General features: G+C 62.8%; 19 protein-coding genes and 1 pseudogene. 11 read left to right on the top strand and 9 right to left on the bottom strand.

Annotation, left to right across the window (positions count from 1 at the left end; all coding sequences use genetic code 11):
- The first annotated feature begins 63 nt into the window (after positions 1-63).
- The gene (locus APH30_RS11880; RefSeq protein WP_054912654.1) at positions 64-1,023 is read left to right on the top strand and encodes a glutathione S-transferase family protein; all 960 of its coding nucleotides are present in this window, start codon (positions 64-66) and stop codon (positions 1,021-1,023) included.
- A gap of 105 nt (positions 1,024-1,128) precedes the next feature.
- Here the strand turns inward: APH30_RS11880 and cysG are convergent, their stop codons facing one another.
- The 6 genes from cysG to APH30_RS11850 all read right to left on the bottom strand — a co-directional run bounded on the left by cysG (position 1,129) and on the right by APH30_RS11850 (position 8,788).
- On the bottom strand, positions 1,129-2,520 hold the full coding sequence (cysG, locus tag APH30_RS11875) for a siroheme synthase CysG (RefSeq protein ID WP_054912653.1): 1,392 nt from the start codon (positions 2,518-2,520) through the stop codon (positions 1,129-1,131).
- Positions 2,521-3,801 carry a serine--tRNA ligase gene (serS, locus tag APH30_RS11870; RefSeq protein ID WP_009683105.1) on the bottom strand — a complete coding sequence of 427 codons (1,281 nt, stop codon included), beginning with the start codon at positions 3,799-3,801 and terminating at the stop codon, positions 2,521-2,523.
- A gap of 30 nt (positions 3,802-3,831) precedes the next feature.
- Positions 3,832-4,206, bottom strand: a complete 375-nt coding sequence (gene crcB / locus APH30_RS11865; protein ID WP_054912652.1) for a fluoride efflux transporter CrcB — start codon at positions 4,204-4,206, stop codon at positions 3,832-3,834.
- Entirely contained in the window at positions 4,203-5,528 is a 1,326-nt protein-coding gene (locus APH30_RS11860) for a replication-associated recombination protein A (protein ID WP_054904213.1), read from the bottom strand. The genes crcB and APH30_RS11860 overlap by 4 nt, the downstream gene beginning before the upstream one ends.
- A gap of 12 nt (positions 5,529-5,540) precedes the next feature.
- Positions 5,541-6,164, bottom strand: coding sequence for an outer membrane lipoprotein chaperone LolA (gene lolA / locus APH30_RS11855; protein WP_009683108.1), 624 nt, complete (start codon positions 6,162-6,164; stop codon positions 5,541-5,543).
- A 62-nt stretch (positions 6,165-6,226) separates the two neighbouring features.
- On the bottom strand, positions 6,227-8,788 hold the full coding sequence (locus tag APH30_RS11850) for a DNA translocase FtsK 4TM domain-containing protein (protein WP_371262832.1): 2,562 nt from the start codon (positions 8,786-8,788) through the stop codon (positions 6,227-6,229).
- A 323-nt stretch (positions 8,789-9,111) separates the two neighbouring features.
- On the opposite strand from APH30_RS11850, the gene aat reads away from it, so the two are divergent.
- The 3 genes from aat (at position 9,112) to infA (ending at position 10,879) form a co-directional block, all read left to right on the top strand.
- The gene (aat, locus tag APH30_RS11845) at positions 9,112-9,795 is read left to right on the top strand and encodes a leucyl/phenylalanyl-tRNA--protein transferase (protein ID WP_054881605.1); all 684 of its coding nucleotides are present in this window, start codon (positions 9,112-9,114) and stop codon (positions 9,793-9,795) included.
- A 55-nt stretch (positions 9,796-9,850) separates the two neighbouring features.
- Positions 9,851-10,558 (top strand): arginyltransferase, encoded by a 708-nt coding sequence (locus tag APH30_RS11840; protein WP_054904215.1) that lies wholly within the window; start codon positions 9,851-9,853, stop codon positions 10,556-10,558.
- 102 nt (positions 10,559-10,660) lie between these two features.
- Positions 10,661-10,879 carry a translation initiation factor IF-1 gene (infA, locus tag APH30_RS11835; RefSeq protein ID WP_002553999.1) on the top strand — a complete coding sequence of 73 codons (219 nt, stop codon included), beginning with the start codon at positions 10,661-10,663 and terminating at the stop codon, positions 10,877-10,879.
- Positions 10,880-10,963: 84 nt separating this feature from the next.
- Here the strand turns inward: infA and clpA are convergent, their stop codons facing one another.
- The gene (gene clpA, locus APH30_RS11830; RefSeq protein WP_054912650.1) at positions 10,964-13,234 is read right to left on the bottom strand and encodes an ATP-dependent Clp protease ATP-binding subunit ClpA; all 2,271 of its coding nucleotides are present in this window, start codon (positions 13,232-13,234) and stop codon (positions 10,964-10,966) included.
- A 30-nt stretch (positions 13,235-13,264) separates the two neighbouring features.
- Entirely contained in the window at positions 13,265-13,627 is a 363-nt protein-coding gene (gene clpS / locus APH30_RS11825) for an ATP-dependent Clp protease adapter ClpS (protein ID WP_009683116.1), read from the bottom strand.
- A 230-nt stretch (positions 13,628-13,857) separates the two neighbouring features.
- Between clpS and cspD the strand changes: the two genes are divergently transcribed.
- Positions 13,858-14,118, top strand: coding sequence for a cold shock domain-containing protein CspD (gene cspD, locus APH30_RS11820; protein WP_054912649.1), 261 nt, complete (start codon positions 13,858-13,860; stop codon positions 14,116-14,118).
- 72 nt (positions 14,119-14,190) lie between these two features.
- On the opposite strand, the gene icd is transcribed toward cspD, so the two are convergent.
- Entirely contained in the window at positions 14,191-15,447 is a 1,257-nt protein-coding gene (icd, locus tag APH30_RS11815; protein ID WP_054912648.1) for an NADP-dependent isocitrate dehydrogenase, read from the bottom strand.
- 487 nt (positions 15,448-15,934) lie between these two features.
- Here icd and APH30_RS11810 point away from each other — a divergent pair, with 487 nt between their 5' ends.
- The 6 genes and pseudogenes from APH30_RS11810 to APH30_RS11785 form a co-directional block, all read left to right on the top strand.
- Positions 15,935-18,160 carry an NADP-dependent isocitrate dehydrogenase gene (locus APH30_RS11810; protein WP_054912647.1) on the top strand — a complete coding sequence of 742 codons (2,226 nt, stop codon included), beginning with the start codon at positions 15,935-15,937 and terminating at the stop codon, positions 18,158-18,160.
- A gap of 172 nt (positions 18,161-18,332) precedes the next feature.
- Positions 18,333-18,773, top strand: coding sequence for an NUDIX hydrolase (locus APH30_RS11805; protein ID WP_054912646.1), 441 nt, complete (start codon positions 18,333-18,335; stop codon positions 18,771-18,773).
- A 59-nt stretch (positions 18,774-18,832) separates the two neighbouring features.
- Entirely contained in the window at positions 18,833-19,957 is a 1,125-nt protein-coding gene (gene mnmA / locus APH30_RS11800; protein WP_029887826.1) for a tRNA 2-thiouridine(34) synthase MnmA, read from the top strand.
- Complete coding sequence (gene hflD / locus APH30_RS11795; protein ID WP_054912645.1) at positions 19,954-20,580, top strand: high frequency lysogenization protein HflD; 627 nt, start codon at positions 19,954-19,956, stop codon at positions 20,578-20,580. Before mnmA ends, hflD begins: the two co-directional genes overlap by 4 nt.
- Positions 20,581-20,794: 214 nt before the next feature.
- Positions 20,795-22,165, top strand: coding sequence for an adenylosuccinate lyase (gene purB / locus APH30_RS11790; RefSeq protein WP_009683124.1), 1,371 nt, complete (start codon positions 20,795-20,797; stop codon positions 22,163-22,165).
- 81 nt (positions 22,166-22,246) lie between these two features.
- A pseudogene (locus APH30_RS11785) lies at positions 22,247-22,432 on the top strand (cupin domain-containing protein); the annotation flags it as partial.

Raw genomic sequence — 22,432 nt, 5'->3', positions numbered from 1 at the left:
TTCTTCGAACGATCTGGCCTAGACTGGGCTCCAACGACAAACCCTTTGTTCCAGGAGCTCACCATGGGCCTTTTGATCGACGGCCGCTGGCATGATCAGTGGTATGAAAACGGCAAGGACGGCACCTTCAAACGCGAAAACGCCCAGCGCCGCCATTCGTTGCCCGCCCCCGAAGCCGGCCGTTACCACCTGTACGTGTCGCTGGCCTGCCCTTGGGCCCACCGCACGTTGATCTTCCGCGCCATCAAAGGCCTGGCGCCGTTGATCGACGTTTCGGTAGTGAGCTGGCTGATGCAAGACCATGGCTGGACCTTCGACCAGCAGCAAGGCTCCAGCGGCGATCACCTCGATGCACTGCAGTACCTGCATCAGCGTTATACCCAGGACGACCCGCACTACACCGGCCGGGTGACAGTACCCGTGCTGTGGGACAAGAAAGAGAAACGCATCGTCAACAATGAGTCGGCTGAGATCATTCGCATTTTCAACAGCGCGTTCAACGAGTTAACCGGCAACACCCTCGACCTGTACCCAGCGCCGCTGCGCCCGGCCATCGAGGCGCTGAATGAACGTATCTATCCGGCGGTGAACAACGGCGTCTATCGCGCCGGCTTCGCGACTACGCAGGAGGCCTACGAGGCGGCGTTCGATGATGTGTTCAACGAACTGGATTACCTGGAAGATCTGTTAGGCCGCAATCGCTACCTGGCGGGCGAATACCTGACTGAAGCCGATGTGCGTCTGTTCACCACGCTGGTGCGCTTCGACGCTGTGTATCACGGGCACTTCAAGTGCAACCTGCGGCGCCTCAGCGATTATCACAACCTGTCGAACTGGCTGCGTGAGCTGTACCAGTGGCCGGGGGTGGCGGGGACGGTGGATATGGAGCATATCCAGAAGCACTATTACATGAGCCACAAGACCATCAACCCGAACGGGATCGTGCCTAAGGGACCGTTGCAGGATTTCAACCAGCCGCATGATCGGGAGCGGTTGGTGGGTAAAGGGATTTGGCAGGGTTGAGGCACTGGGGGCTGCTTTGCAGCCCATCGCGACACAAGGCCGCTCCTACAGGGTGTGTAGGAGCGGCCTTGTGTCGCGATGGGCCGCAAAGCGGCCCCGGCGGTTTCAGCTGTTCTGCGAACCTTCAAACCAGGCCAGCTTGTCGCGCAACTGCACCACCTCCCCAACAATCACCAGGGTCGGCGCATGCACTTCATGCTGGGCCACCAGCTCCGGCAAGTCCGCCAAGGTACCGGTGAACACCCGCTGGTTACGCGTAGTACCCTGCTGCACCAAGGCCGCCGGGGTACTGGCCGCACGCCCATGGCGAATCAGCTCTGCGCAGATCGTAGGCAAGCCCACCAAACCCATGTAGAACACCAGGGTCTGGGCCGGCGCCACCAGGTCGTTCCATGGCAGGTTGCTGGTGCCATCCTTGAGGTGCCCGGTCACGAAGCGCACCGACTGGGCATGGTCGCGATGGGTCAGTGGAATGCCGCCATAGGCGGAACAGCCACTGGCCGCCGTAATGCCCGGCACCACCTGGAAGGGGATGCCATGCTCGGCCAGCTCTTCGATCTCTTCGCCACCGCGCCCAAAGATGAACGGGTCGCCGCCCTTCAGGCGCAGCACGCGTTTGCCTTGCTGGGCCAGGTCAACCAACAGGCGGTTGATCTGGTCCTGCGGTACGGCGTGGTCAGCGCGGCGCTTGCCAACGTAGATACGCTCGGCATCACGCCGGCACATATCGATGATCGCCGGGGCCACCAGGCGGTCATACAGCACCACATCGGCCTGCTGCATGAGGCGCAAGGCGCGGAAGGTGAGCAGGTCCGGGTCGCCCGGGCCCGCACCTACCAGGTACACCTCGCCCCCCTGCTGCACCGGTGCGCCCTCCACCATCGCCTGCAACAGGCGTTCGGCTTCGGCGCCCTGCCCGGCCAGCTGGCGCTCGGCGATCGGGCCCTGGAACACGGTCTCCCAGAAGCCACGGCGCTGGTTCACGTCCGGATACAAGGACTTGACCTTGTGCCGGAACCGCGCCGCCAGCCCGGCCAGCTCACCGTAGGCAGCCGGGATCCAGGCTTCCAGCTTGGCGCGAATCAGACGCGCCAGCACCGGAGCGTCCCCGCCACTGGACACCGCAATCACCAACGGTGAACGGTCGACAATCGCCGGGAAGATCACCGTGCACAAGGCCGGCGCGTCCACCACGTTGACTGGCAGGCTGACGGCCTGCGCATCAGCCGACACCTGCGCGTTCAGCCCAGGGTCGTCAGTGGCGGCGATCACCAGCCGGCACCCGACCAGGTCGGCGGCCTGGTAGCCACGCACCAGCACCTCACCGCCACCTTCCCGGGCCAACGCAGCCAACTGGCCGTCGACGTCCGGCGCCACCACGCGCAGCACACTCCCGGCATCCGCCAGCAAGCGCGCCTTGCGCAAGGCGATCTCACCGCCGCCGACGACCAGTACACGGCCGCCCTGCAGCTTGTGGAACAGCGGCAGATAATCCATTTAGCGGATGACCTCGACGCCGCCCATGTAAGGCTTCAGCACCTCTGGCACGCGGATCGAGCCGTCGGCCTGCTGGTAGTTTTCCAGCACCGCAACCAAGGTACGGCCAACCGCCAGGCCGGACCCGTTGAGGGTGTGTACCAGTTCAGGCTTGCCGGTTTCCGGGTTGCGCCAGCGGGCCTGCATGCGGCGCGCCTGGAAGTCGCCGCAATTGGAGCACGAGCTGATTTCACGGTACTTGTCCTGGCTCGGCACCCACACTTCCAGGTCATAGGTTTTCACCGCGCCGAAGCCCATGTCGCCGGTGCACAGGGCCAGCACGCGGTACGGCAGCTCCAGCAGCTGCAGCACGCGCTCGGCGTTGGCCGTCAGCCCTTCCAGGGCTTCCATCGATTTCGCCGGCTCCACCACCTGCACCATCTCGACCTTGTCGAACTGGTGCTGGCGGATCATGCCGCGGGTGTCCCGGCCGGAAGCGCCCGCTTCACTGCGGAAGCACGGGGTGTGGGCAACCAGCTTCAGCGGCAGTTGCTTGGCATCCAGAATCGCGCCTGCCACCAGGTTGGTCAGCGACACCTCGGCAGTCGGGATCAGGTAGAAGTCAGCCTCGCCTTCGCGGGTGATCTTGAACAGGTCTTCTTCGAACTTCGGCAACTGGCCAGTGCCCTGCAGCGCTGGGGCCTGCACCAGGTACGGGGTGTAGTGTTCCTCGTAACCGTGCTCGCCGGTGTGCAGGTTGATCATGAACTGCGCCAGGGCGCGGTGCAGGCGGGCAATCGGCCCGCGCAGCACGGCAAAGCGTGCGCCGGACAGCTTGGCGGCGGCTTCGAAGTCCAGGCCACCGCTGAGTTCACCCAGGGCAACGTGGTCCTTGATGTCGAAATCGAAGGTTTGCGGGGTGCCCCACCGGCGCACTTCAACGTTGTCGTCTTCGCTGGCACCGACCGGTACGCTGGCATCCGGCAAGTTGGGGATGGTCAGCAGGATGCCGTCCAGCTCGGCCTGGATCTCGTCCAGCTCGGCCTTGCCGGCCGCCAGCTCATTGGCCATGCGCTCGACATCGGCCATCAGTGGGGCGATGTCCTCGCCCTTGGCCTTGGCCTGGCCGATGGACTTGGAACGGGCGTTACGCTCGGCCTGCAGCTGCTCGGTACGGGTCTGCACCGCCTTGCGGCGTTCTTCCAGTGATTCGATGCGCGCGACATCCAGGCTGAAGCCACGGGAGGCCAGGCGATCCGCCACTTCCTGAAGTTGGCCGCGTAACAGTTTGGAATCGAGCATATCGTTCTCTCGTTATAGGTAGGTGTTGGTTCAGAAACGGGTCAGGGACAGGCCGGCCCAGGTCGCGAGCAGCCCGCCCACTACGCTGATACTGGTATAGCCCAACGCCAGCGGTACTTGCCCGCTTTCCATCAGGCGCACGGTATCGAGCGAAAAAGAGGAAAAAGTCGTAAGGCCACCAAGGAAGCCGACGATCAAGCCGGCGCGCAACTCGACCGGCGCCAGTGGCTTGTGCAGGAACAAGCCGTAGAGCAGGCCGATCAGCAGGCAGCCAACCAGGTTGACCGCCAGCGTACCGGCATAGAAGTGCCGTGGCCAGTGGACGGTGACCCAATTGGCGGTGGCAAAGCGCAGCAACGTACCGGCGACGCCCCCGGCACTCACTGCAGCGATCAAGGCAATCATGGTTTTCTCCGCTGACGGGGGCTGTTGCGGTCCAGGTCGGCCAGGTGGCGCAGCTTCTCGCCGATTTTCAGTTCCAGGCCGCGCGGCACCGGCTGGTAGTACTGGCGCGGCTCGAGTGCATCGGGGAAGTAGTCCTCGCCGGCTGCATAGGCGTCGGGCTCGTCATGGGCGTAGCGGTACTCGTCGCCATAACCCAGTTGCTTCATGAGCTTGGTGGGCGCATTGCGCAAGTGCAGTGGCACTTCCAGCGAGCCATGCTCGGCGGCTTCGCGCAGGGCGGTCTTGAAGCCCATGTACACCGCGTTGCTCTTCGGCGCACAGGCCAGGTAGGTGATGGCCTGGGCCACCGCCAGCTCGCCTTCGGGGCTACCCAGGCGCTCTTGTACATCCCAGGCCGCCAGGCACAAGCCGAGCGCCCGCGGGTCGGCGTTGCCAATGTCTTCGCTGGCCATGCGCACCACACGGCGGGCGATGTACAGCGGGTCGCAGCCGCCGTCGAGCATGCGCGCGAACCAGTACAGGGCGCCGTCCGGGTTGGAGCCGCGTACCGATTTGTGCAGCGCGGAAATCTGGTCGTAGAAGGCTTCGCCGCCCTTGTCGAAACGGCGACGGCTGTCGCCCAACAGGCTCTGCAGCATCTCGACGTCGATTTCACTGCCGTCTTCGGCCAGGTCCGAGGCATTTTCGAGAAAATTGAGCATGCGCCGGCCATCGCCGTCTGCGGCGGCCATCAGCATCTTGAAGGCATCGTCGCCCACCCGCAGGTTGCGCTTGCCCAGGCCACGCTCCTCGGTGAGGGCGCGGTCGACCAGCTTGCGCAACGCCGCCTCGTCCAGGCTTTTGAGCACATACACCCGCGCCCGCGACAACAGTGCGTTGTTAAGCTCGAACGAGGGGTTTTCGGTGGTGGCGCCAATGAACAGCAGGGTGCCGTCTTCCACGTAGGGCAAGAAGGCATCCTGCTGCGACTTGTTGAAGCGGTGCACCTCGTCGACGAACAGAATGGTGCGGCGGCCGTATTGCCCTGCCTGCTGCTTGGCAACCTCCACCGCCTGGCGAATTTCCTTGACCCCGGCCAGTACCGCCGACACGGTTTCGAAATGGGCATCACAGAACTGCGCCAGCAGCCGCGCCAGGGTGGTTTTGCCTACCCCTGGCGGGCCCCAGAAGATCATCGAGTGCAGCGCGCCTTGCTCCAATGCCTCGCGCAGCGGTTTGCCGCGCGCCAGCAGGTGCTCCTGGCCTACGTACTCGTCCAGGTTGGACGGGCGCAGGCGGGCCGCCAGAGGCTGGGCGACAGGTTCGCTTCGAAACAGGTCCATGGCGAGCTCTGGTTACTCCTTGATCACGTCCGCGCCTTTGGGAATGTCGAACTTGAACCTGCTGTCCGGCACCGCCTGGTTGGCCTTGACGCCATTGAACAGGATGTTGGTGCGCTGGCCGACGCTGTCGATCAGCTGCATGTCATTGATCAGGCCCTTGCGGAACGACACGCGCAGCGAGTCGAACAAGGTGTCCTTGGTTTTCGGCTTGAGGGTGAAGTCCATCACTTCGCCCTGCTCCTTCGAGGTGATGTCGAAGCTCTGGCTGATTTTCGACACATCACCCGACAGCAGCAGCGCCGGAGTCTGGTTCAGGCGCACGTCGAGCTTCTTGATGGTGGCCTGTTCCAGGTCCGGGTCCCACAGGGTGACGTTCTTGCCGTCCGACACCACCACTTGCTCCTGCGGTGCGTCGGTATGCCAGTAGAACAGGCCCGGACGCTTGACGGTCATCTTGCCCGAGGTTTCCTGCAGGCTGGTGCCATCGGCGCCCAAGGTCAGCTGGGAGAAATTGGCCTCGATGGTCTGTGACTTTTCCAGCAACTGGGTCAGGCGTTGCACATCCTGCTCACCGGCATAAGCGGTAACCGAGCCCAGGGTCAGGGCAGAAACCAACAGCATGCGAATCGCGCGCATGGGAATCCTCATTGAGCATTGAAAGGGCCAGGCGCCAACGCTGGCGCCCGGCAGGGTGTTCATCAGTCGCGCGGGCCGCCTGGGGCAATCACTTCCCGCGAGCCGTTGCTGTTCATCGGGGTAACGACGCCGGCCATTTCCATCGACTCGATCATGCGGGCGGCACGGTTGTAGCCGATCTTCAGTTTGCGCTGTACCGCAGAAATGGAAGCACGACGGCTCTCGAGCACGAACTGCACCGCTTCATCATACAGCGCATCGGTTTCGGCATCGTCGCCATCACCACCACCGCCGCCGCCGTCGAAGCCGCTGCCGGCTTCTTCCACGCCATTGAGAATGTCGTCGTTGTAGTCTGGGGCGCCGCGCAGCTTCCACGCCTCGACCGTGCGGTGCACCTCGTCGTCGGAAACGAACGCGCCATGCACCCGGATCGGCAGGCTGGTGCCCGGCGGCATGTACAGCATGTCACCGTGGCCCAGCAGTTGTTCGGCACCGCCCTGGTCGATGATGGTCCGCGAGTCGATCTTGCTCGACACCTGGAAGGCCATGCGGGTCGGGATGTTGGCCTTGATCAGACCGGTGATCACGTCGACCGACGGGCGCTGGGTGGCGAGGATAAGGTGAATGCCCGCCGCACGCGCTTTCTGCGCGATACGGGCGATCAATTCTTCGACCTTCTTGCCGACAATCATCATCATGTCGGCGAATTCGTCGACCACCACCACGATGGTCGGCAGGGTTTTCAGCGCCGGCGGCTCGTCGTCCATGCTTTCGCGGCGGTACAGCGGGTCGTGGATGATTTCCCCGGCTTCCTGGGCGTCCTTGATCTTGCGGTTGAAGCCGGCCAGGTTACGCACACCCATGGCCGCCATCAGTTTGTAGCGGCGCTCCATCTCGGCCACGCTCCAGCGCAGGGCGTTGGCGGCGTCCTTCATGTCGGTGACCACCGGGCACAACAGGTGCGGAATGCCTTCGTAGATCGACAGCTCGAGCATTTTCGGGTCGATCATGATCAGCCGCGCGTCTTCCGGGCTGGACTTGAACAGGATCGACAGGATCATCGCGTTGACCCCCACCGACTTACCGGAACCCGTGGTACCGGCCACCAACAGGTGGGGCATCTTGGCCAGGTCGGTAATCACCGGCTTGCCGCCAATGTCATGGCCCAGGGCCAGGGTGACAGGGGACTTCTGCTCGTCGTACTGCGGCGTGGCCAGCACTTCGGAGAAACGCACCATCTGGCGGTTTTCGTTGGGGATCTCGATACCCACGGTGGTCTTGCCGGGGATGACCTCGACCACACGCACGCTGGTCACCGCCAGCGACCGTGCCAGGTCCTTGGCCAGGTTGGCGATACGGCTGACCTTGACGCCAGCGGCAGGCTGGATTTCGTAACGGGTGATCACCGGGCCTGGGTGGATGGAGTCCACCGAGACCTCAACGCCGAACTCCTTGAGCTTGATTTCCAGCAGCTGACCGACACCGGCCAGGGATTCTGGCGAGTACTCGATCTTCTTCTGTTCGGCCGGGTCGAGGATGGATATCGACGGCAGCGTGCCCTCCACGGCGCTGTCGATGAACAGCGGCGTCTGCTTCTCTTTCATCACCCGCTTGCTCGGCTCTGGCGCCTTGTCTGCGGCCGGGGGCACGATGGTTGGCGTGGACGACGGCACACGGGCAAGGCTTGGCTCGCGGGGCGGCACCACCGGCTCGCGGGCCAGGGCCGGTTCGCGGACCGGGGCCACGGGCTCGCGCCCGAGGGTCGGCTCGCGGGGCTCGACCACCGCTGCCGGCGCCTCTTCGCGCTTGAAGATGCGCTCACGCAGCGCCGGTTTGGCGGGTTCGCGTTTCTCGGCGACCGTTGGCGCGGCCTTCACCGCAGGCTCATCCTCACGCAACTGCGCTTCAAGGCGCTTGCGTTCGTTGCGGGCTTCCCACCAGCGATTGGCGGCGCCCTGCACCAGTTCGAACAGGTCGAGGGTGATCTTGCCCGTCAGGTCCATCACCTTGAACCACGACAGGTCGGTGAACACGGTCAGGCCGAACAGGAACAGGGCAATGAACATCAGCGTACTGCCCTGCACATTCAGCAGGTTGCGCGCCAGGTCGCCAAGGCTTTCGCCCAGGGCGCCGCCGGCTGAAAACGGCAAGCTCGCAGGCGAATGGAAGTGGATATGCGCCAGCGCCGCCCCCGACAGCACCAGGAACACCAGGCCGATCAGCCGCCAGGAAAACAGCCAGCCGCTCCAGTCCCAGGGCTGATGGCGCTGGCGGAAGATCTGCCAGGTTTTCACCGCCAGCAGCAGCGGGAAGATATAGGCGAAGTAACCCAACACCATGAACAGGATGTCGGCAAAGTAGGCACCGGCACGCCCGGCGGCGTTCTGCACCTGGTCGACGGTGGCGGTGTGGCTGAAGCCCGGATCCGAAGTGTCGTAGGTCAGCAGCGCCATCCACAGGTACAGGCACAGAGCGCCAACGGCGATCAACGCACCTTCCTTGAGGCGATAATGCAGCTGCTGCCGCCACAGGGGCACGGGCAAGGGAGCTGGGGTTGCGGTGGATTTCTTCAAAACACGTCTATTCCTGCGCGTGTTGCGCGTCCAATAGTGCTCGGCCGGCAGTGCGGCCAATGAACCACTACTTTTAACATTACTGCCCGCCCACTGCCATGACGGCGCGCCATAAGGCGCTCAAGCGGGGGCGACTTTCACATGCCTGCAATTTGAGCACGCATTTTCTTTCGTGACAAAGGCTTATGCTGTGTTTTTGCACAGGTATGACAGCAAATGTAGCGGATGGTGCCTGTGGTTTCATCAATGTGCAGGAAATTGCCCGAATTCCGCGGCCGTGCCGGCCCTGGCCGGCGCTGCGGGCGCTCAGCCATTGACCCTGCCGGGCGCGCACGCCATGCTGCCCGCTCCCCTCCCCCACCGCACGATAGACCATGCTCACCTGGCTGACCCGCGACTCGCTGACCTTCCCGCCCCTGGAAAAGGCCCTGCACGAACCCAACGGCCTGCTCGCCGCCGGCGGCGACCTGAGCCCCGAACGGCTGGTGCAGGCCTACCGCCATGGCTGCTTCCCCTGGTACCAGGACGGCCAGCCGATCCTGTGGTGGTCACCCGACCCGCGCACGGTGTTGCTGCCCGACCAGCTTCACGTATCGCGCTCGCTGGCCAAGCTGATGCGCCAGGGGCGCTACCAGGTCAGTTTCGACAGCGACTTCCCGGCGGTCATCGACGCCTGCGCCGCCCCCCGCGATTACGCCGACGGCACCTGGATCACCGACACCATGCGCAACGCCTACTGCGAACTGCACCGTCGCGGCATTGCCCACTCGGTCGAAGTACGCCAGCACGGCGAACTGGTCGGCGGCCTGTACGGCCTGGCCATGGGCCAGTTATTCTTCGGCGAATCGATGTTCAGCCGCGCCGACAACGCCTCCAAGGTCGGTTTCGTGACCCTGGTCGAGCACCTGCGCCAGGCCGGCTTCGTACTGATCGACTGCCAGATGCCCACCAACCACCTGCACAGCCTCGGCGCCCATGCCATCAGCCGCGCCGAGTTCGCCCGCTACCTGGCCCGCCACCTCGACCAGCCCAACAGCGCGACCTGGGTGGTTGCCTAGGCGGTTTTCCCTGGCTGGCTTACACTTAGAACAAAGTCTCACCGAGGGGTTGATCATGACAGAGTTGGCGCGGTTGAAGTTCTATGCCACTCAACCCCACTCCTGCAGTTACCTGCCCGACGAGCAGGCAACCACGCTGTTCCTCGACCCCAGCCAGCCAATGGACGTGAACGTCTATGCCGACTTGTCGGACATGGGTTTTCGCCGCAGTGGCGACCACTTGTATCGCCCCCACTGCCAGAACTGCAACGCCTGCGTGCCGGCGCGCATTCCCGCGGCCCGTTTCATTCCCAACCGCCAGCAGCGGCGCATCCTCAAGCGCAATGCCGACCTCACCGTGAGCGCAGCGCGCCCGGCGTTCAAGGAAGAGTACTTCGAGCTGTACCGGCGTTATATCGAAACCCGCCATGCCGACGGTGACATGTACCCACCCAGCCGCGACCAGTTTTCCACCTTCCTGGTGCGGGACCTGCCCTTCTGCTGGTTCTACGAATTTCGCCTGGCCGGCCGGCTGATGGCAGTGGCCGTGTGCGACGTGCTGCCCAATGGCCTGTCAGCGGTCTACACCTTCTACGAGCCCGACGAAGAGCGCCGCAGCCTGGGCCGTTTCGCCATTCTCTGGCAGATCGGCGAAGCCCTGCGCAAGGATCTGGAGGCGGTGTACCTGGGCTACTGGATCAAGAACTGCAAGAAGATGAACTACAAGACACAGTATCGGCCCATCGAATTGTTGATAAACCAGCGCTGGGTCACCCTCAACTGAAAGCATTGGCTTGACACACAGTTTTCCGGCATAATCCACGCCACTTTTTTGCCCGGTGCGGATATGCGTCGGGCCAACACTGGACACCGAGGGCTCAACTGCATGTCGAAAGAAGACAGCTTCGAAATGGAAGGTACTGTCGTCGACACCCTGCCCAACACCATGTTCCGCGTGGAGTTGGAAAACGGGCACGTCGTAACCGCGCACATCTCCGGAAAGATGCGCAAAAACTACATCCGTATTCTCACTGGCGACAAGGTCCGCGTCGAGCTGACGCCTTATGACCTGAGCAAGGGCCGCATCACCTACCGTGCGCGCTAAGCTCCAGCCATGAAAAAGCCCGGCCAAGTGCCGGGCTTTTTCATGCCTTCAAGTTTGTAAGGGGCTGCGTTGCAGCCCCATGTATCACGCTACTTCAGCCGTGGTCTCGAAGTCGAACACCAACTCGCCATCGCGCAAGTCGACGTGCACCACACCGCCATGCTCGGCCAACTCACCAAACAGGATCTCCTCGGCCAGCGGCCGCTTGATCTTGTCCTGAATCAACCGCGCCATCGGCCGCGCGCCCATCTGCACGTCATACCCCGAGGCCGCCAGCCAGCCGCGGGCCTCGTCGCTGACCTCAAGCAGCACGCGCTTGTCTTCGAGCTGCGCCTGCAGTTCGATAAGGAACTTGTCGACGATGCTCTTGATGGTTTCGGTGCTCAGGCGGCCAAACTGGATGATGGTATCCAGGCGGTTGCGGAACTCTGGCGTAAAGCTCTTGCGGATCACTTCCATCGCATCGGACGCATGGTCCTGATGGGTGAAGCCGATCGAGGCCCGCGACGCGGTTTCCGCGCCGGCGTTGGTGGTCATGATCAGGATCACGTTACGGAAGTCGGCCTTGCGCCCGTTGTTGTCGGTAAGGGTACCGTGGTCCATCACCTGCAGCAGCAGGTTGAAGACCTCCGGGTGCGCCTTCTCGATTTCGTCGAGCAGCAACACGCAGTGCGGCTGCTTGGTAATCGCCTCGGTCAGCAGACCACCCTGGTCGAACCCGACATAGCCGGGCGGTGCACCGATCAACCGCGAAACGGTATGGCGCTCCATGTACTCGGACATATCGAAGCGCACCAGCTCCACACCCAGCGCCTTGGCCAATTGCCGGGCCGCTTCGGTCTTGCCGACGCCGGTAGGGCCGGCAAACAGGAACGAACCCACTGGCTTGTCAGGTGCCTTGAGGCCGGCACGCGACAGCTTGATGGCCGTGGACAGCGAATCGATGGCCTGGTCCTGACCGAAGACGGTCAGCTTCAGGTCGCGCTCCAGGTTACGCAGCAGTTCCTTGTCGGAACTGCTGACATGCTTCGGCGGAATTCGCGCAATCTTGGCGACGATATCCTCCACCTGCGGCACGTCGATGCGCTTGACGCGGCTGGCCTCCGGCTGCAGGCGCTGGTAGGCGCCAGCCTCGTCGATCACGTCGATGGCCTTGTCCGGCATGTGCCGGTCATTGATGTAGCGCGAGGCCAGCTCGGCGGCGGCGCGCAGGGCTTCGTCGCTGTACTCGATATTGTGGTGGCTTTCGAACCGCCCTTTCAGGCCGCGCAGGATGCCCACGGTGTCTTCAACCGAGGGTTCGCTGACGTCTACCTTCTGGAAGCGCCGCGCCAAGGCACGGTCCTTCTCGAAGATGCCACGGAATTCCTGGAAGGTCGTGGAGCCGATGCAGCGGATTTCACCCGAAGACAACAGCGGCTTGAGCAGGTTGGACGCATCCATTACCCCACCCGACGCTGCACCGGCACCGATGATGGTGTGGATCTCATCGATGAACAGAATGGCCTGCGGCCGCTTGCGCAGCTCGCCAAGCAGCGCCTTGAAGCGCTTCTCGAAGTCGCCGCGGTACTTGGTACCGGCCAGCAGCGCGCCCAGGTCGAGCGAGTACACCACGCTCTGTGCCAGCAGGTCAGGCACCTGGCCATCGACAATACGCTTGGCCAGCCCTTCGGCAATCGCCGTTTTGCCCACCCCGGCCTCACCCACCAGCAGCGGGTTGTTCTTGCGGCGGCGGGCAAGGATCTGCGCAACGCGCTCCACTTCCTGCTCGCGGCCTACCAGCGGGTCGATACGGCCAGCACGTGCCAGCTCGTTGAGGTTGCTGGCATAGGCGTCCAGCGGGTTGCTGGAAGAAGAGGTTTCACCGCCCTCTTCGTCCTGCATGTCCTGGTCGCTCTCGGATTGCGAGCCATGCCCCGGCACCTTGGAGATGCCATGGGCGATGTAGTTGACCACATCGATGCGGGCCACGCTCTGCTGCTTGAGCAGGAACACGGCCTGGCTTTCCTGTTCGCTGAAGATCGCCACCAGTACGTTGGCGCCGGTCACTTCACGCTTGCCAGAGCTTTGTACGTGGAACACGGCGCGTTGCAGCACACGCTGGAAGCCCAGGGTTGGCTGGGTTTCCCTGTCTTCATCGTTGACAGGAATCAGCGGCGTGGTCGAATCGATGAACTCTTGCAGGTCGTGCTTGAGCTTGTCGAGATTGGCGCCACAGGCGCGCAGAACGGTCGCGGCAGCCTCATTGTCCAGGAGTGCCAGCAGCAGATGTTCGACGGTCATGAATTCATGACGCTTCGAACGGGCCTCCTTGAAGGCAAGATTGAGGGTGACTTCGAGCTCGCGGTTTAACATAGCTTCACCTCATACCCAAGTGGTCGGCGATTAACCGTCCTTCTCGATTTCACAGAGTAGCGGATGCTGGCTTTCCCTGGCGTATTGGTTGACCTGCATAGCCTTCGTTTCGGCGATGTCACGGGTAAACAATCCGCACACTGCCCGCCCCTCGGTATGGACGGTCAGCATGATCTTGGTCGCCAGCTCGCGGTTCAGACTGAAGAACGTCTCGAGCACTTCGACGACGAAATCCATCGGTGTGTAGTCATCGTTGAACAAAACCACCTTGTACATCGGTGGCGCCTGCAGGATCGGCTTGGCTTCCTGAACCGCCAGACCGGAGCCATCGTCCTCATTCGATTGAGGACGATCCTGATTGAATGTTAGTCGAATCTGGCTGTGTGCATGCATGGAAAGAATTTCATCACATCGACAGGTTAAGGTTGTGGGTTGACCCTGCGAACGGCCATTGGTGCAGCCGCTGCATGACCTTGACTATCGGCAAAACGGTGTTACAACCAATAGGAACCCACCGTGGTCGATAAAGATCCGCGCAGTCAACCAGATTTTTTCGCAAGGTTCGTATGCGGATGAAGTGGATGATACTCCAGTGATGGAGTCCTTTGCAGAGGGACATAGGGATGGCAAGCGGTAAAGTCAAGTGGTTCAACAATGCCAAGGGCTATGGATTCGTCAATGAAGAGGGCAAGAACGACGACTTGTTCGCTCATTATTCAGCCATCCAGATGGACGGGTACAAGACGCTCAAGGCCGGCCAGGCCGTGACCTTCGATGTCATCCAAGGCCCGAAAGGTTTTCATGCCGTCAACATCAGAAGTGCATCCACGGCTGCGCCCGCGCCGGCCAGTGCACAGCCCGTGGGCAGCACGGCCGACGCCTGACCGACTGCCCTGCCAGCGGATAAACGAAAAGAAAGGCCGCTTCTTTACCAGAAGCGGCCGTTTCACATTCGCTTACATATGTTTGATCATGGCATCGCCGAAGCCCGAACTTCCCACCAGCGTGGCACCGTCCATCAGGCGCTCGAAGTCGTAAGTCACGGTCTTGGCCGCAATCGCGCCATTGGTGCCTTTGATGATCAGGTCGGCGGCCTCGGTCCAGCCCATGTGGCGCAGCATCATTTCTGCCGAAAGAATCACCGAACCCGGGTTGACCTTGTCCTGCCCGGCATACTTGGGCGCCGTGCCGTGGGTAGCCTCGAACATGGCCACGGTGTCGGACAGGTTGGCCCCCGGGGCGATACCGATGCCGCCCACCTCCGCCGCCAGGGCGTCAGACAAATAGTCGCCGTTGAGGTTGAGCGTGGCGATCACATCGTACTCGGCCGGGCGTAGCAGGATCTGCTGGAGCATGGCGTCGGCAATGGCGTCCTTGACGATCACTTCGCGGCCGGTCTTGGGGTTGTTGAACTTCATCCACGGCCCGCCGTCGAGCAACTCGGCACCGAACTCGTCACGCGCCACTTCGTAGCCCCAGTCCTTGAAGGCACCTTCGGTGAACTTCATGATGTTGCCCTTGTGCACCAGCGTCAGCGACTCGCGGTCGTTATCCACCACATATTGCAGGGCTTTGCGTACCAGACGCTTGGTCCCTTCGCGGGAAACCGGCTTGATACCAATGCCGCAGTCCTGGTCGAAACGGATCTTGGTAACGCCCATTTCCTCCTTGAGGAACTTGATCACCTTGTCTGCTTCCGGCGAACCGGCTTTCCATTCTATGCCGGCATAGATGTCTTCGGAGTTCTCCCGGAAGATCACCATGTCGACATCCCCCGGTTTTTTAACCGGGCTTGGCACACCCTGGAACCACAGCACAGGGCGCAGGCACACATACAGGTCCAACTGCTGGCGCAAAGCCACGTTCAGCGAACGGATGCCGCCACCCACCGGGGTGGTCAGCGGGCCCTTGATCGACACCACATAGTCACGCACGGCGTCGAGGGTTTCCTGCGGCAGCCAGGTGTCCTGGTCGTAGACGTGGGTGGCCTTTTCGCCGGCGTACACCTCCATCCAGGCGATCTTGCGCTTGCCGCCATAGGCTTTCTGCACAGCGGCATCGACCACCTTGATCATCACCGGTGAGACGTCAACGCCGATCCCGTCGCCTTCGATGTAGGGAATGATCGGCTGGTCAGGCACGTTGAGCGAATGGTCTGCATTGACGGTGATCTTGGCGCCGTCGGTCGGAACCTTGATTTTCTGGTATGCCATGCTTGCACTACTCCGCTATCGGGTGTGGGTTGGACATCAAGCGTAGCAATGAGCCTAAACCACATCTGCCGACCTGCAAGCTGACGGCGTGGGCGCGGGCGCGCCCGCGCAGAACACCCCGCCAGCGCTGCGGCATTACGCCACATTGCCCCTCAGTCTTTGGTCTTATAAATGGGCCGATATCACTTGGCCTTGCTGATTAGGCCAAATGGTTTGGTATACTCCGCCGCGACCGTTGGGTCATCGGGGCGAATCCCAGGAAAATGCGGACCGCCCTGGGCCGTGATCGGCCGAAAAGCCGGGCCTTTTCCGCCTGGCTGCCAAAGCCTGGGCTGTTACCGCAGTTCAGCACTTGACGCTCGACTGATGCATCCACCATCACCGCTCGCAGCTTCTCGACTTTCCGCTCATGGCTTGCCAGGGCGATGCGCCTTACCCTGCGCACCACGAGACTCGAGCACGCTCAGCACACAGAGAGTTAACCCGCATGCCCACCCGTTCCAAGATCATCTATACCTTCACCGACGAAGCCCCTGCCCTCGCCACCTACTCGCTGCTGCCGATCATCGAAGCGTTCACCGCTTCGGCTGACATCGCTGTCGAAACTCGCGACATCTCCCTGGCTGGCCGTATCCTTGCCGCCTTCCCGGAGCAACTGGGCGCAGAGAAGCAAGTAGGCGATCACCTGGCGGAACTGGGCCAGCTGGCTACCACCCCTGAAGCCAACATCATCAAGCTGCCGAACATCAGCGCCTCGGTACCGCAGCTCAAAGCCGCGATCAAGGAGCTGCAAGGCAAGGGCTACAACATCCCTGACTACGCCGACGAGCCGGCCACCGAGCAAGAGAAAGAATCCCGCGCCCGCTACGACCGCATCAAAGGTTCGGCCGTGAACCCGGTCCTGCGTGAAGGCAACTCCGACCGCCGCGCACCGCTGTCGGTCAAGAACTACGCGCGCAAGCACCCGCACAAGATGGGCGCCTGGGCCGCCGACTCCAAGTCGCACGTCGCCCACATGACCCAAGGCGACTTCTACGGCAGCGAAAAGGCTGCATTGATCGAAGCTGACGACAGCGTACGTATCGAACTGGTCGGCAAAGACGGCAGCACCACCGTGCTGAAGGAAAAGACCGCGGTCAAGGCTGCCGAAGTCATCGACTGCGCAACCATGAGCCGCAAGGCCCTGAAGGCCTTCATCGCCGAGCAGATCGCCGACGCCAAGGCCACCGGCGTGCTGCTGTCGGTACACCTGAAAGCCACCATGATGAAGGTCTCCGACCCGATCATGTTCGGCGTCATCGTCGAAGAGTTCTACAACGACGTGCTGGCCAAGCACGCCGCCGCCCTGGCCGAAGTCGGCTTCAACGCCAACAACGGCATCGGCGACCTGTACGCCCGCATCAAGGACCTGCCAGCTGACAAGCAAGCCGAGATCGAAGCCGATATCCAGGCCCTGTACACCCAGCGCCCGGCCCTGGCCATGGTCAACTCCGACAAGGGCATCACCAACCTGCACGTACCGAGCGACGTGATCGTCGACGCCTCGATGCCGGCCATGATCCGTGACTCGGGCAAGATGTGGAACACCGCTGGCGAACTGCAAGACGCCAAGGCAGTGATCCCGGACCGTTGCTACGCCGGCATCTACCAGGCCACCATCGAAGACTGCAAGGCCAACGGCGCCTTCGACCCGACCACCATGGGCAGCGTGCCGAACGTTGGCCTGATGGCGCAGAAAGCCGAAGAGTACGGCTCCCACGACAAGACCTTCCAGGTCAAGGCCGACGGCGTGGTTCGCGTGGTCGACAGCAAGGGCAACGTGGTTCTGGAGCAGAACGTCGAGGCCGGTGACATCTTCCGCATGTGCCAGACCAAGGACGCGCCGATCCAGGACTGGGTCAAGCTGGCCGTCAACCGTGCCCGCCTCAGCGACACCCCAGCGGTGTTCTGGCTGGACCCGGCCCGTGCCCACGACGGCGTGATGATCGAGAAGGTGCAAAAGTACCTGAAGGATCACGACACCGCCGGCCTGGACATTCGTGTCATGGCCCCGGTCGACGCCATCAAGTTCTCCCTGGCCCGCATTCGCGAAGGCAAGGACACCATCTCGGTTACCGGTAACGTACTGCGCGACTACCTGACCGACCTGTTCCCGATCATGGAGCTGGGCACCAGCGCCAAGATGCTGTCGATCGTGCCGCTGATGAGTGGCGGCGGCCTGTTCGAAACCGGCGCCGGCGGTTCGGCACCCAAGCACGTGCAGCAGCTGGTCGAAGAGAACTTCCTGCGTTGGGACTCGCTGGGTGAATTCCTGGCCCTGGCCGCTTCCCTGGAGCACCTGGGCAACACCTACGACAACCCGCGCGCCAAGGTTCTGGCCAGCACCCTGGACCAGGCAACCGGCAAGTTCCTCGACACCAACAAGTCGCCATCGCGCAAAGTTGGCGGTATCGACAACCGCGGCAGCCACTTCTACCTGACCCTGTACTGGGCCCAGGCCCTGGCTGCACAGAGCGACGACGCCGCCCTGCAGGCACGCTTCGCCCCACTGGCCAAGACCCTGACCGAGAACGAGGAGACCATCGTCGCCGAGCTCAACGCCGTTCAGGGCAAGCCAGCCGACATCGGTGGCTACTACGCCCCGGATGCCGAGCTGACCGCCAAGGTGATGCGCCCAAGCCAGACCCTGAACAGCGCCATCGCCGCCCTGTAAGGTCCGCTTGACGTAACAGCACAAACCCCGGCCACGCACCGGGGTTTGTGCTTTTTCAGCTGCAAGTTTCAAGCTACAAGCTACAAGTCGAAGCGGTGCGGATTGCTTCAACTTGCTACTTGCTACTTGCTACTTGCTACTTGCTACTTGCTACTTAGGGAGAGCATCGACCGTGTCTTGGCAACCCCACATCACCGTCGCCACCATCGTCGAGCGGGACGGCAAATTCCTGTTCGTCGAGGAATTCAAAGCCAACCGGCACGTCTTCAACCAGCCCGCCGGGCACCTGGAAGCCAACGAGACCCTGCCCCAGGCCGCCCTGCGCGAAACCCTGGAAGAAACCGCCTGGGAAGTCGAGCTCACCGGCGTGGTCGGCATCTACCTGTACACTGCGCCCAGCAACGGCGTGACCTACCAGCGCATCTGCTTTGCCGCCCGCCCCGTGCGCCACCATGCCGACCTGGCCCTGGACAGCGACATCGTCCGCGCTGTCTGGCTGACCCGCGAAGAGCTGCTGGCCGACCCCACCCGCTGGCGCAGCGAGCTGGTGCCGCGCTGCCTGGACGATTACCTTGCAGGCCCGCTGCACAGCCTTGCGCTGCTGCGCGACTGACGTAGCGCCGCGGCTTTGATAGAATCGGCGTTTTTCCCCCTTGATACACACCGGTACCCATGACCAGCCCAGCACTCAAAGACCCCGCCAAGACCCGCGTCATCGTCGGCATGTCCGGCGGCGTGGACTCTTCCGTCTCCGCCCTTCTGCTCATCGAGCAGGGCTACCAGGTGGAAGGGCTGTTCATGAAGAACTGGGAAGAAGACGACGGCACCGAATACTGCACCGCCCGTGAAGACCTGGCCGACGCCCAGGCCGTGTGCGACCGCATCGGTATCAAGCTGCACACCGCCAACTTCGCCGCCGAGTACTGGGACAACGTGTTCGAGCACTTCCTCGAAGAGTACAAGGCCGGCCGCACGCCCAACCCGGACATCCTCTGCAACCGCGAAATCAAGTTCAAGGCGTTCCTCGACTACGCCCTGTCGCTGGGTGCAGACCTGATTGCCACCGGCCACTATGTACGCCGCCGCGACACCGGCGCCGTTACCGAACTGCTCAAAGGCCTTGACCCGAACAAGGACCAGAGCTACTTCCTGCACGCCGTTGGCGGCAAGGAAATCGCCCGCACGCTGTTCCCGGTGGGCGAACTGGAAAAACCCGAGGTCCGCGCCATTGCCGAAAAACACGGCCTGGCCACCGCCAAGAAAAAGGACTCCACCGGCATCTGCTTCATTGGTGAACGCCGCTTCAGCGACTTCCTCAAGCAGTACCTGCCCGCCCAGCCAGGTAATATCGAAACCACCGAAGGCGAGGTGATCGGCCGCCACCATGGCCTGATGTACCACACCATCGGCCAGCGCCAGGGCCTGGGTATCGGCGGCCTGAAGGACGCCGGTGACGAGCCCTGGTACGTGCTGCACAAAGACCTGACCCGCAACGTGCTGGTGGTCGGCCAGGGCAACGAACACCCATGGTTGTTCTCCCGCGCCCTGCTCGCGTCGGAAATCTTCTGGGTCAACCCGGTGGACCTGAGCAGCCCGCGCCAGCTCACCGCCAAGGTACGCTACCGGCAGAGCGACCAGCGCTGCACCCTGGCGCTGACCGACGGCGGCTACCGCGCCGTGTTCGACGAGCCCCAGCGCGCCGTGACGCCGGGCCAGTCGGTGGTGTTCTATGATGGCGAGGTGTGCCTGGGTGGCGGCGTGATCGAGGCGGCCGAGCCGTGGAGCCCGCGGGCATGAGCACACTGCGCGAGCAATTGATTGCCCTGGGCGGCGTATTCCAGGCAGCCGTACTGGTTGACCGCATCGCCCGCACCGGCCAGGCCAGCGAGGCCAACATCGGCTGCATGCTAGGCAGCTTGCTGGTACGCGACCCCAAAGACACCCTGGAAGTGTTCGGCGGCGACGACCTGAACCTGCGCGATGGCTATCGCGCGCTGGTCGGCGCCCTGGAGCGCGACCCCAGCAGCCTGCAGCGCGAGCCCCTGCGCTACGCCCTGTCGATGCTGGGCCTGGAGCGCCAGTTGAACAAGCGCGGCGACCTGCTCGACACCATCGGCAACCGCCTGCCACAAATCCAGTCGCAGGCCGATCACTTCGGCCTGGTCCACGAAAATGTCATCGCTTCCAGCGGAGCCTTGTACCAGGACACCTTGAGCACCCTGCGCCAGCGCATCCAGGTACACGGCGACATGCGCTTCCTGCAGCAAGCCAGCAACGCCTCGAAAATCCGCGCCCTGTTGCTCTCCGGCATCCGCGCCGCGCGCCTGTGGCGCCAGCTGGGCGGGCACCGCTGGCAACTGGTGTTCAGCCGGCGCAAACTGCTGAACGAGCTGTACGACATGATGCGCAGCCCCAACTGACGGGCTGGGCAGCCCCTTGTGGGAGCGGGCATGCCCGCGAAGCAGGCGACGCGGTATATGGTACCGGCTACGCCGGTGTTCGCGGGCATGCCCGCTCCCACAGGGCCCCCACCAGATCCAAATTGGGCCGACCTTTGGTCAGCCACCCGACCCAGGCGCATTTTTCATGTATGATATGCGCCCTTCCAAAAGCCTGACTGTCCGAGAACACCCCATGCAGCTTTCTTCGCTCACTGCGGTTTCCCCTGTAGACGGCCGTTACGCCGGCAAAACCCAGGCCTTGCGCCCCATCTTCAGCGAATTCGGCCTGATCCGTTTCCGCGCCCTGGTCGAAGTGCGCTGGTTGCAGCGCCTGGCCGCCCACCCGCAAATCGGCGAAGTGCCGGCGTTCTCTGCCGAGGCCAACGCCCTGCTGGACACCCTGGCCAGCGATTTCAAGCTTGAGCACGCCGAGCGCGTCAAGGAAATCGAGCGCACCACCAACCACGACGTCAAGGCGATCGAATACCTGCTCAAGGAGCAGGCCGCCCAGTTGCCTGAGTTGGCCAAGGTCAGCGAGTTCATCCACTTCGCCTGCACCAGCGAGGACATCAACAACCTGTCCCACGCCCTGATGCTGCGTGCTGGCCGTGACGACGTGCTGCTGCCGCTGATGCGCCAGATCGCCGAGGCCATTCGTGCCCTGGCCCACGCTCACGCCGACGTGCCGATGCTGTCGCGCACCCACGGCCAGCCGGCTTCGCCGACCACCCTGGGCAAGGAACTGGCCAACGTCGTGTACCGCCTGGAGCGCCAGATCGCCCAGGTTGCCGCCGTACCGCTGCTGGGCAAGATCAACGGCGCCGTGGGCAACTACAACGCCCACCTGTCGGCCTACTCGCAGATCGACTGGGAGGCCAACGCCCGCGCTTTCATCGAAGACGAGCTGGGCCTGCAGTTCAACCCGTACACCACCCAGATCGAGCCACACGACTACATCGCCGAACTGTTCGACGCCATCGCCCGCTTCAACACCATCCTGATCGACTTCGACCGTGACGTATGGGGTTACATTTCGCTGGGCTACTTCAAGCAGAAGACCGTCGCCGGCGAAATCGGCTCTTCGACCATGCCGCACAAGGTCAACCCGATCGACTTCGAAAACTCCGAAGGCAACCTGGGTATCGCCAACGCCCTGTTCCAGCACCTGGCCAGCAAACTGCCAATCTCGCGCTGGCAGCGTGACCTGACCGACTCCACCGTGCTGCGCAACCTGGGCGTAGGCTTCGCCCACAGCGTCATTGCCTACGAAGCCAGCCTGAAAGGCATCGGCAAGCTGGAAGTGAACGAAGCCCGCATCGCCGCCGACCTGGACGCCTGCTGGGAAGTGCTGGCCGAACCGATCCAGACCGTGATGCGCCGCTTCAACATCGAAAACCCCTACGAAAAGCTCAAAGAGCTGACCCGTGGCAAGGGCATCACCCCACAAGCGCTGCTGACCTTCATCGACGGCCTGGACATGCCAGCCGAAGCCAAGGCCGAGCTCAAGCTGCTGACCCCTGCTACCTACATCGGTAACGCGGCAGCCCAGGCCAAACGCGTCTAAGCGGACCGCCGCATATAACGCCCGGCCTGGCCGGGCGTTTTTATTCCCGTACGAAAATTACGTTTTTTCAATAGGTTGAACATGAATCCTGATACTCCACTGCAGCTGCTCGGCGGCATCTCGGCCCGCGAATTCATGCGCGACTACTGGCAGAAAAAGCCGCTGCTGGTGCGCCAGGCCTTCCCGGACTTCATCAGCCCAATCGACCCCGACGAGCTGGCTGGCCTGGCCCTGGAGGAAGAAGTCGAGTCGCGTATCGTGCTGGAG

It is taken from the genome of Pseudomonas sp. NBRC 111127, from assembly GCF_001320345.1.
Classification (GTDB): Bacteria; Pseudomonadota; Gammaproteobacteria; order Pseudomonadales; family Pseudomonadaceae; genus Aquipseudomonas; species Aquipseudomonas juntendi.
Note: the sequence above shows the minus strand (reverse complement) of the source record. Positions and strands in the feature narration are given on the sequence as shown.

Excerpts from the sequence above, each read along its gene's own strand:
- APH30_RS11880 (WP_054912654.1), top strand. The coding sequence starts at position 64 with ATGGGCCTTTTGATCGACGGCCGCTGGCATGATCAGTGGTATGAAAAC.
- cysG (WP_054912653.1), bottom strand. The coding sequence starts at position 2,520 with ATGGATTATCTGCCGCTGTTCCACAAGCTGCAGGGCGGCCGTGTACTG.
- serS (WP_009683105.1), bottom strand. The coding sequence starts at position 3,801 with ATGCTCGATTCCAAACTGTTACGCGGCCAACTTCAGGAAGTGGCGGAT.
- crcB (WP_054912652.1), bottom strand. The coding sequence starts at position 4,206 with ATGATTGCCTTGATCGCTGCAGTGAGTGCCGGGGGCGTCGCCGGTACG.
- APH30_RS11860 (WP_054904213.1), bottom strand. The coding sequence starts at position 5,528 with ATGGACCTGTTTCGAAGCGAACCTGTCGCCCAGCCTCTGGCGGCCCGC.
- lolA (WP_009683108.1), bottom strand. The coding sequence starts at position 6,164 with ATGCGCGCGATTCGCATGCTGTTGGTTTCTGCCCTGACCCTGGGCTCG.
- aat (WP_054881605.1), top strand. The coding sequence starts at position 9,112 with ATGCTCACCTGGCTGACCCGCGACTCGCTGACCTTCCCGCCCCTGGAA.
- APH30_RS11840 (WP_054904215.1), top strand. The coding sequence starts at position 9,851 with ATGACAGAGTTGGCGCGGTTGAAGTTCTATGCCACTCAACCCCACTCC.
- infA (WP_002553999.1), top strand. The coding sequence starts at position 10,661 with ATGTCGAAAGAAGACAGCTTCGAAATGGAAGGTACTGTCGTCGACACC.
- clpA (WP_054912650.1), bottom strand. The coding sequence starts at position 13,234 with ATGTTAAACCGCGAGCTCGAAGTCACCCTCAATCTTGCCTTCAAGGAG.
- clpS (WP_009683116.1), bottom strand. The coding sequence starts at position 13,627 with ATGCATGCACACAGCCAGATTCGACTAACATTCAATCAGGATCGTCCT.
- cspD (WP_054912649.1), top strand. The coding sequence starts at position 13,858 with ATGGCAAGCGGTAAAGTCAAGTGGTTCAACAATGCCAAGGGCTATGGA.
- icd (WP_054912648.1), bottom strand. The coding sequence starts at position 15,447 with ATGGCATACCAGAAAATCAAGGTTCCGACCGACGGCGCCAAGATCACC.
- APH30_RS11810 (WP_054912647.1), top strand. The coding sequence starts at position 15,935 with ATGCCCACCCGTTCCAAGATCATCTATACCTTCACCGACGAAGCCCCT.
- mnmA (WP_029887826.1), top strand. The coding sequence starts at position 18,833 with ATGACCAGCCCAGCACTCAAAGACCCCGCCAAGACCCGCGTCATCGTC.
- hflD (WP_054912645.1), top strand. The coding sequence starts at position 19,954 with ATGAGCACACTGCGCGAGCAATTGATTGCCCTGGGCGGCGTATTCCAG.
- purB (WP_009683124.1), top strand. The coding sequence starts at position 20,795 with ATGCAGCTTTCTTCGCTCACTGCGGTTTCCCCTGTAGACGGCCGTTAC.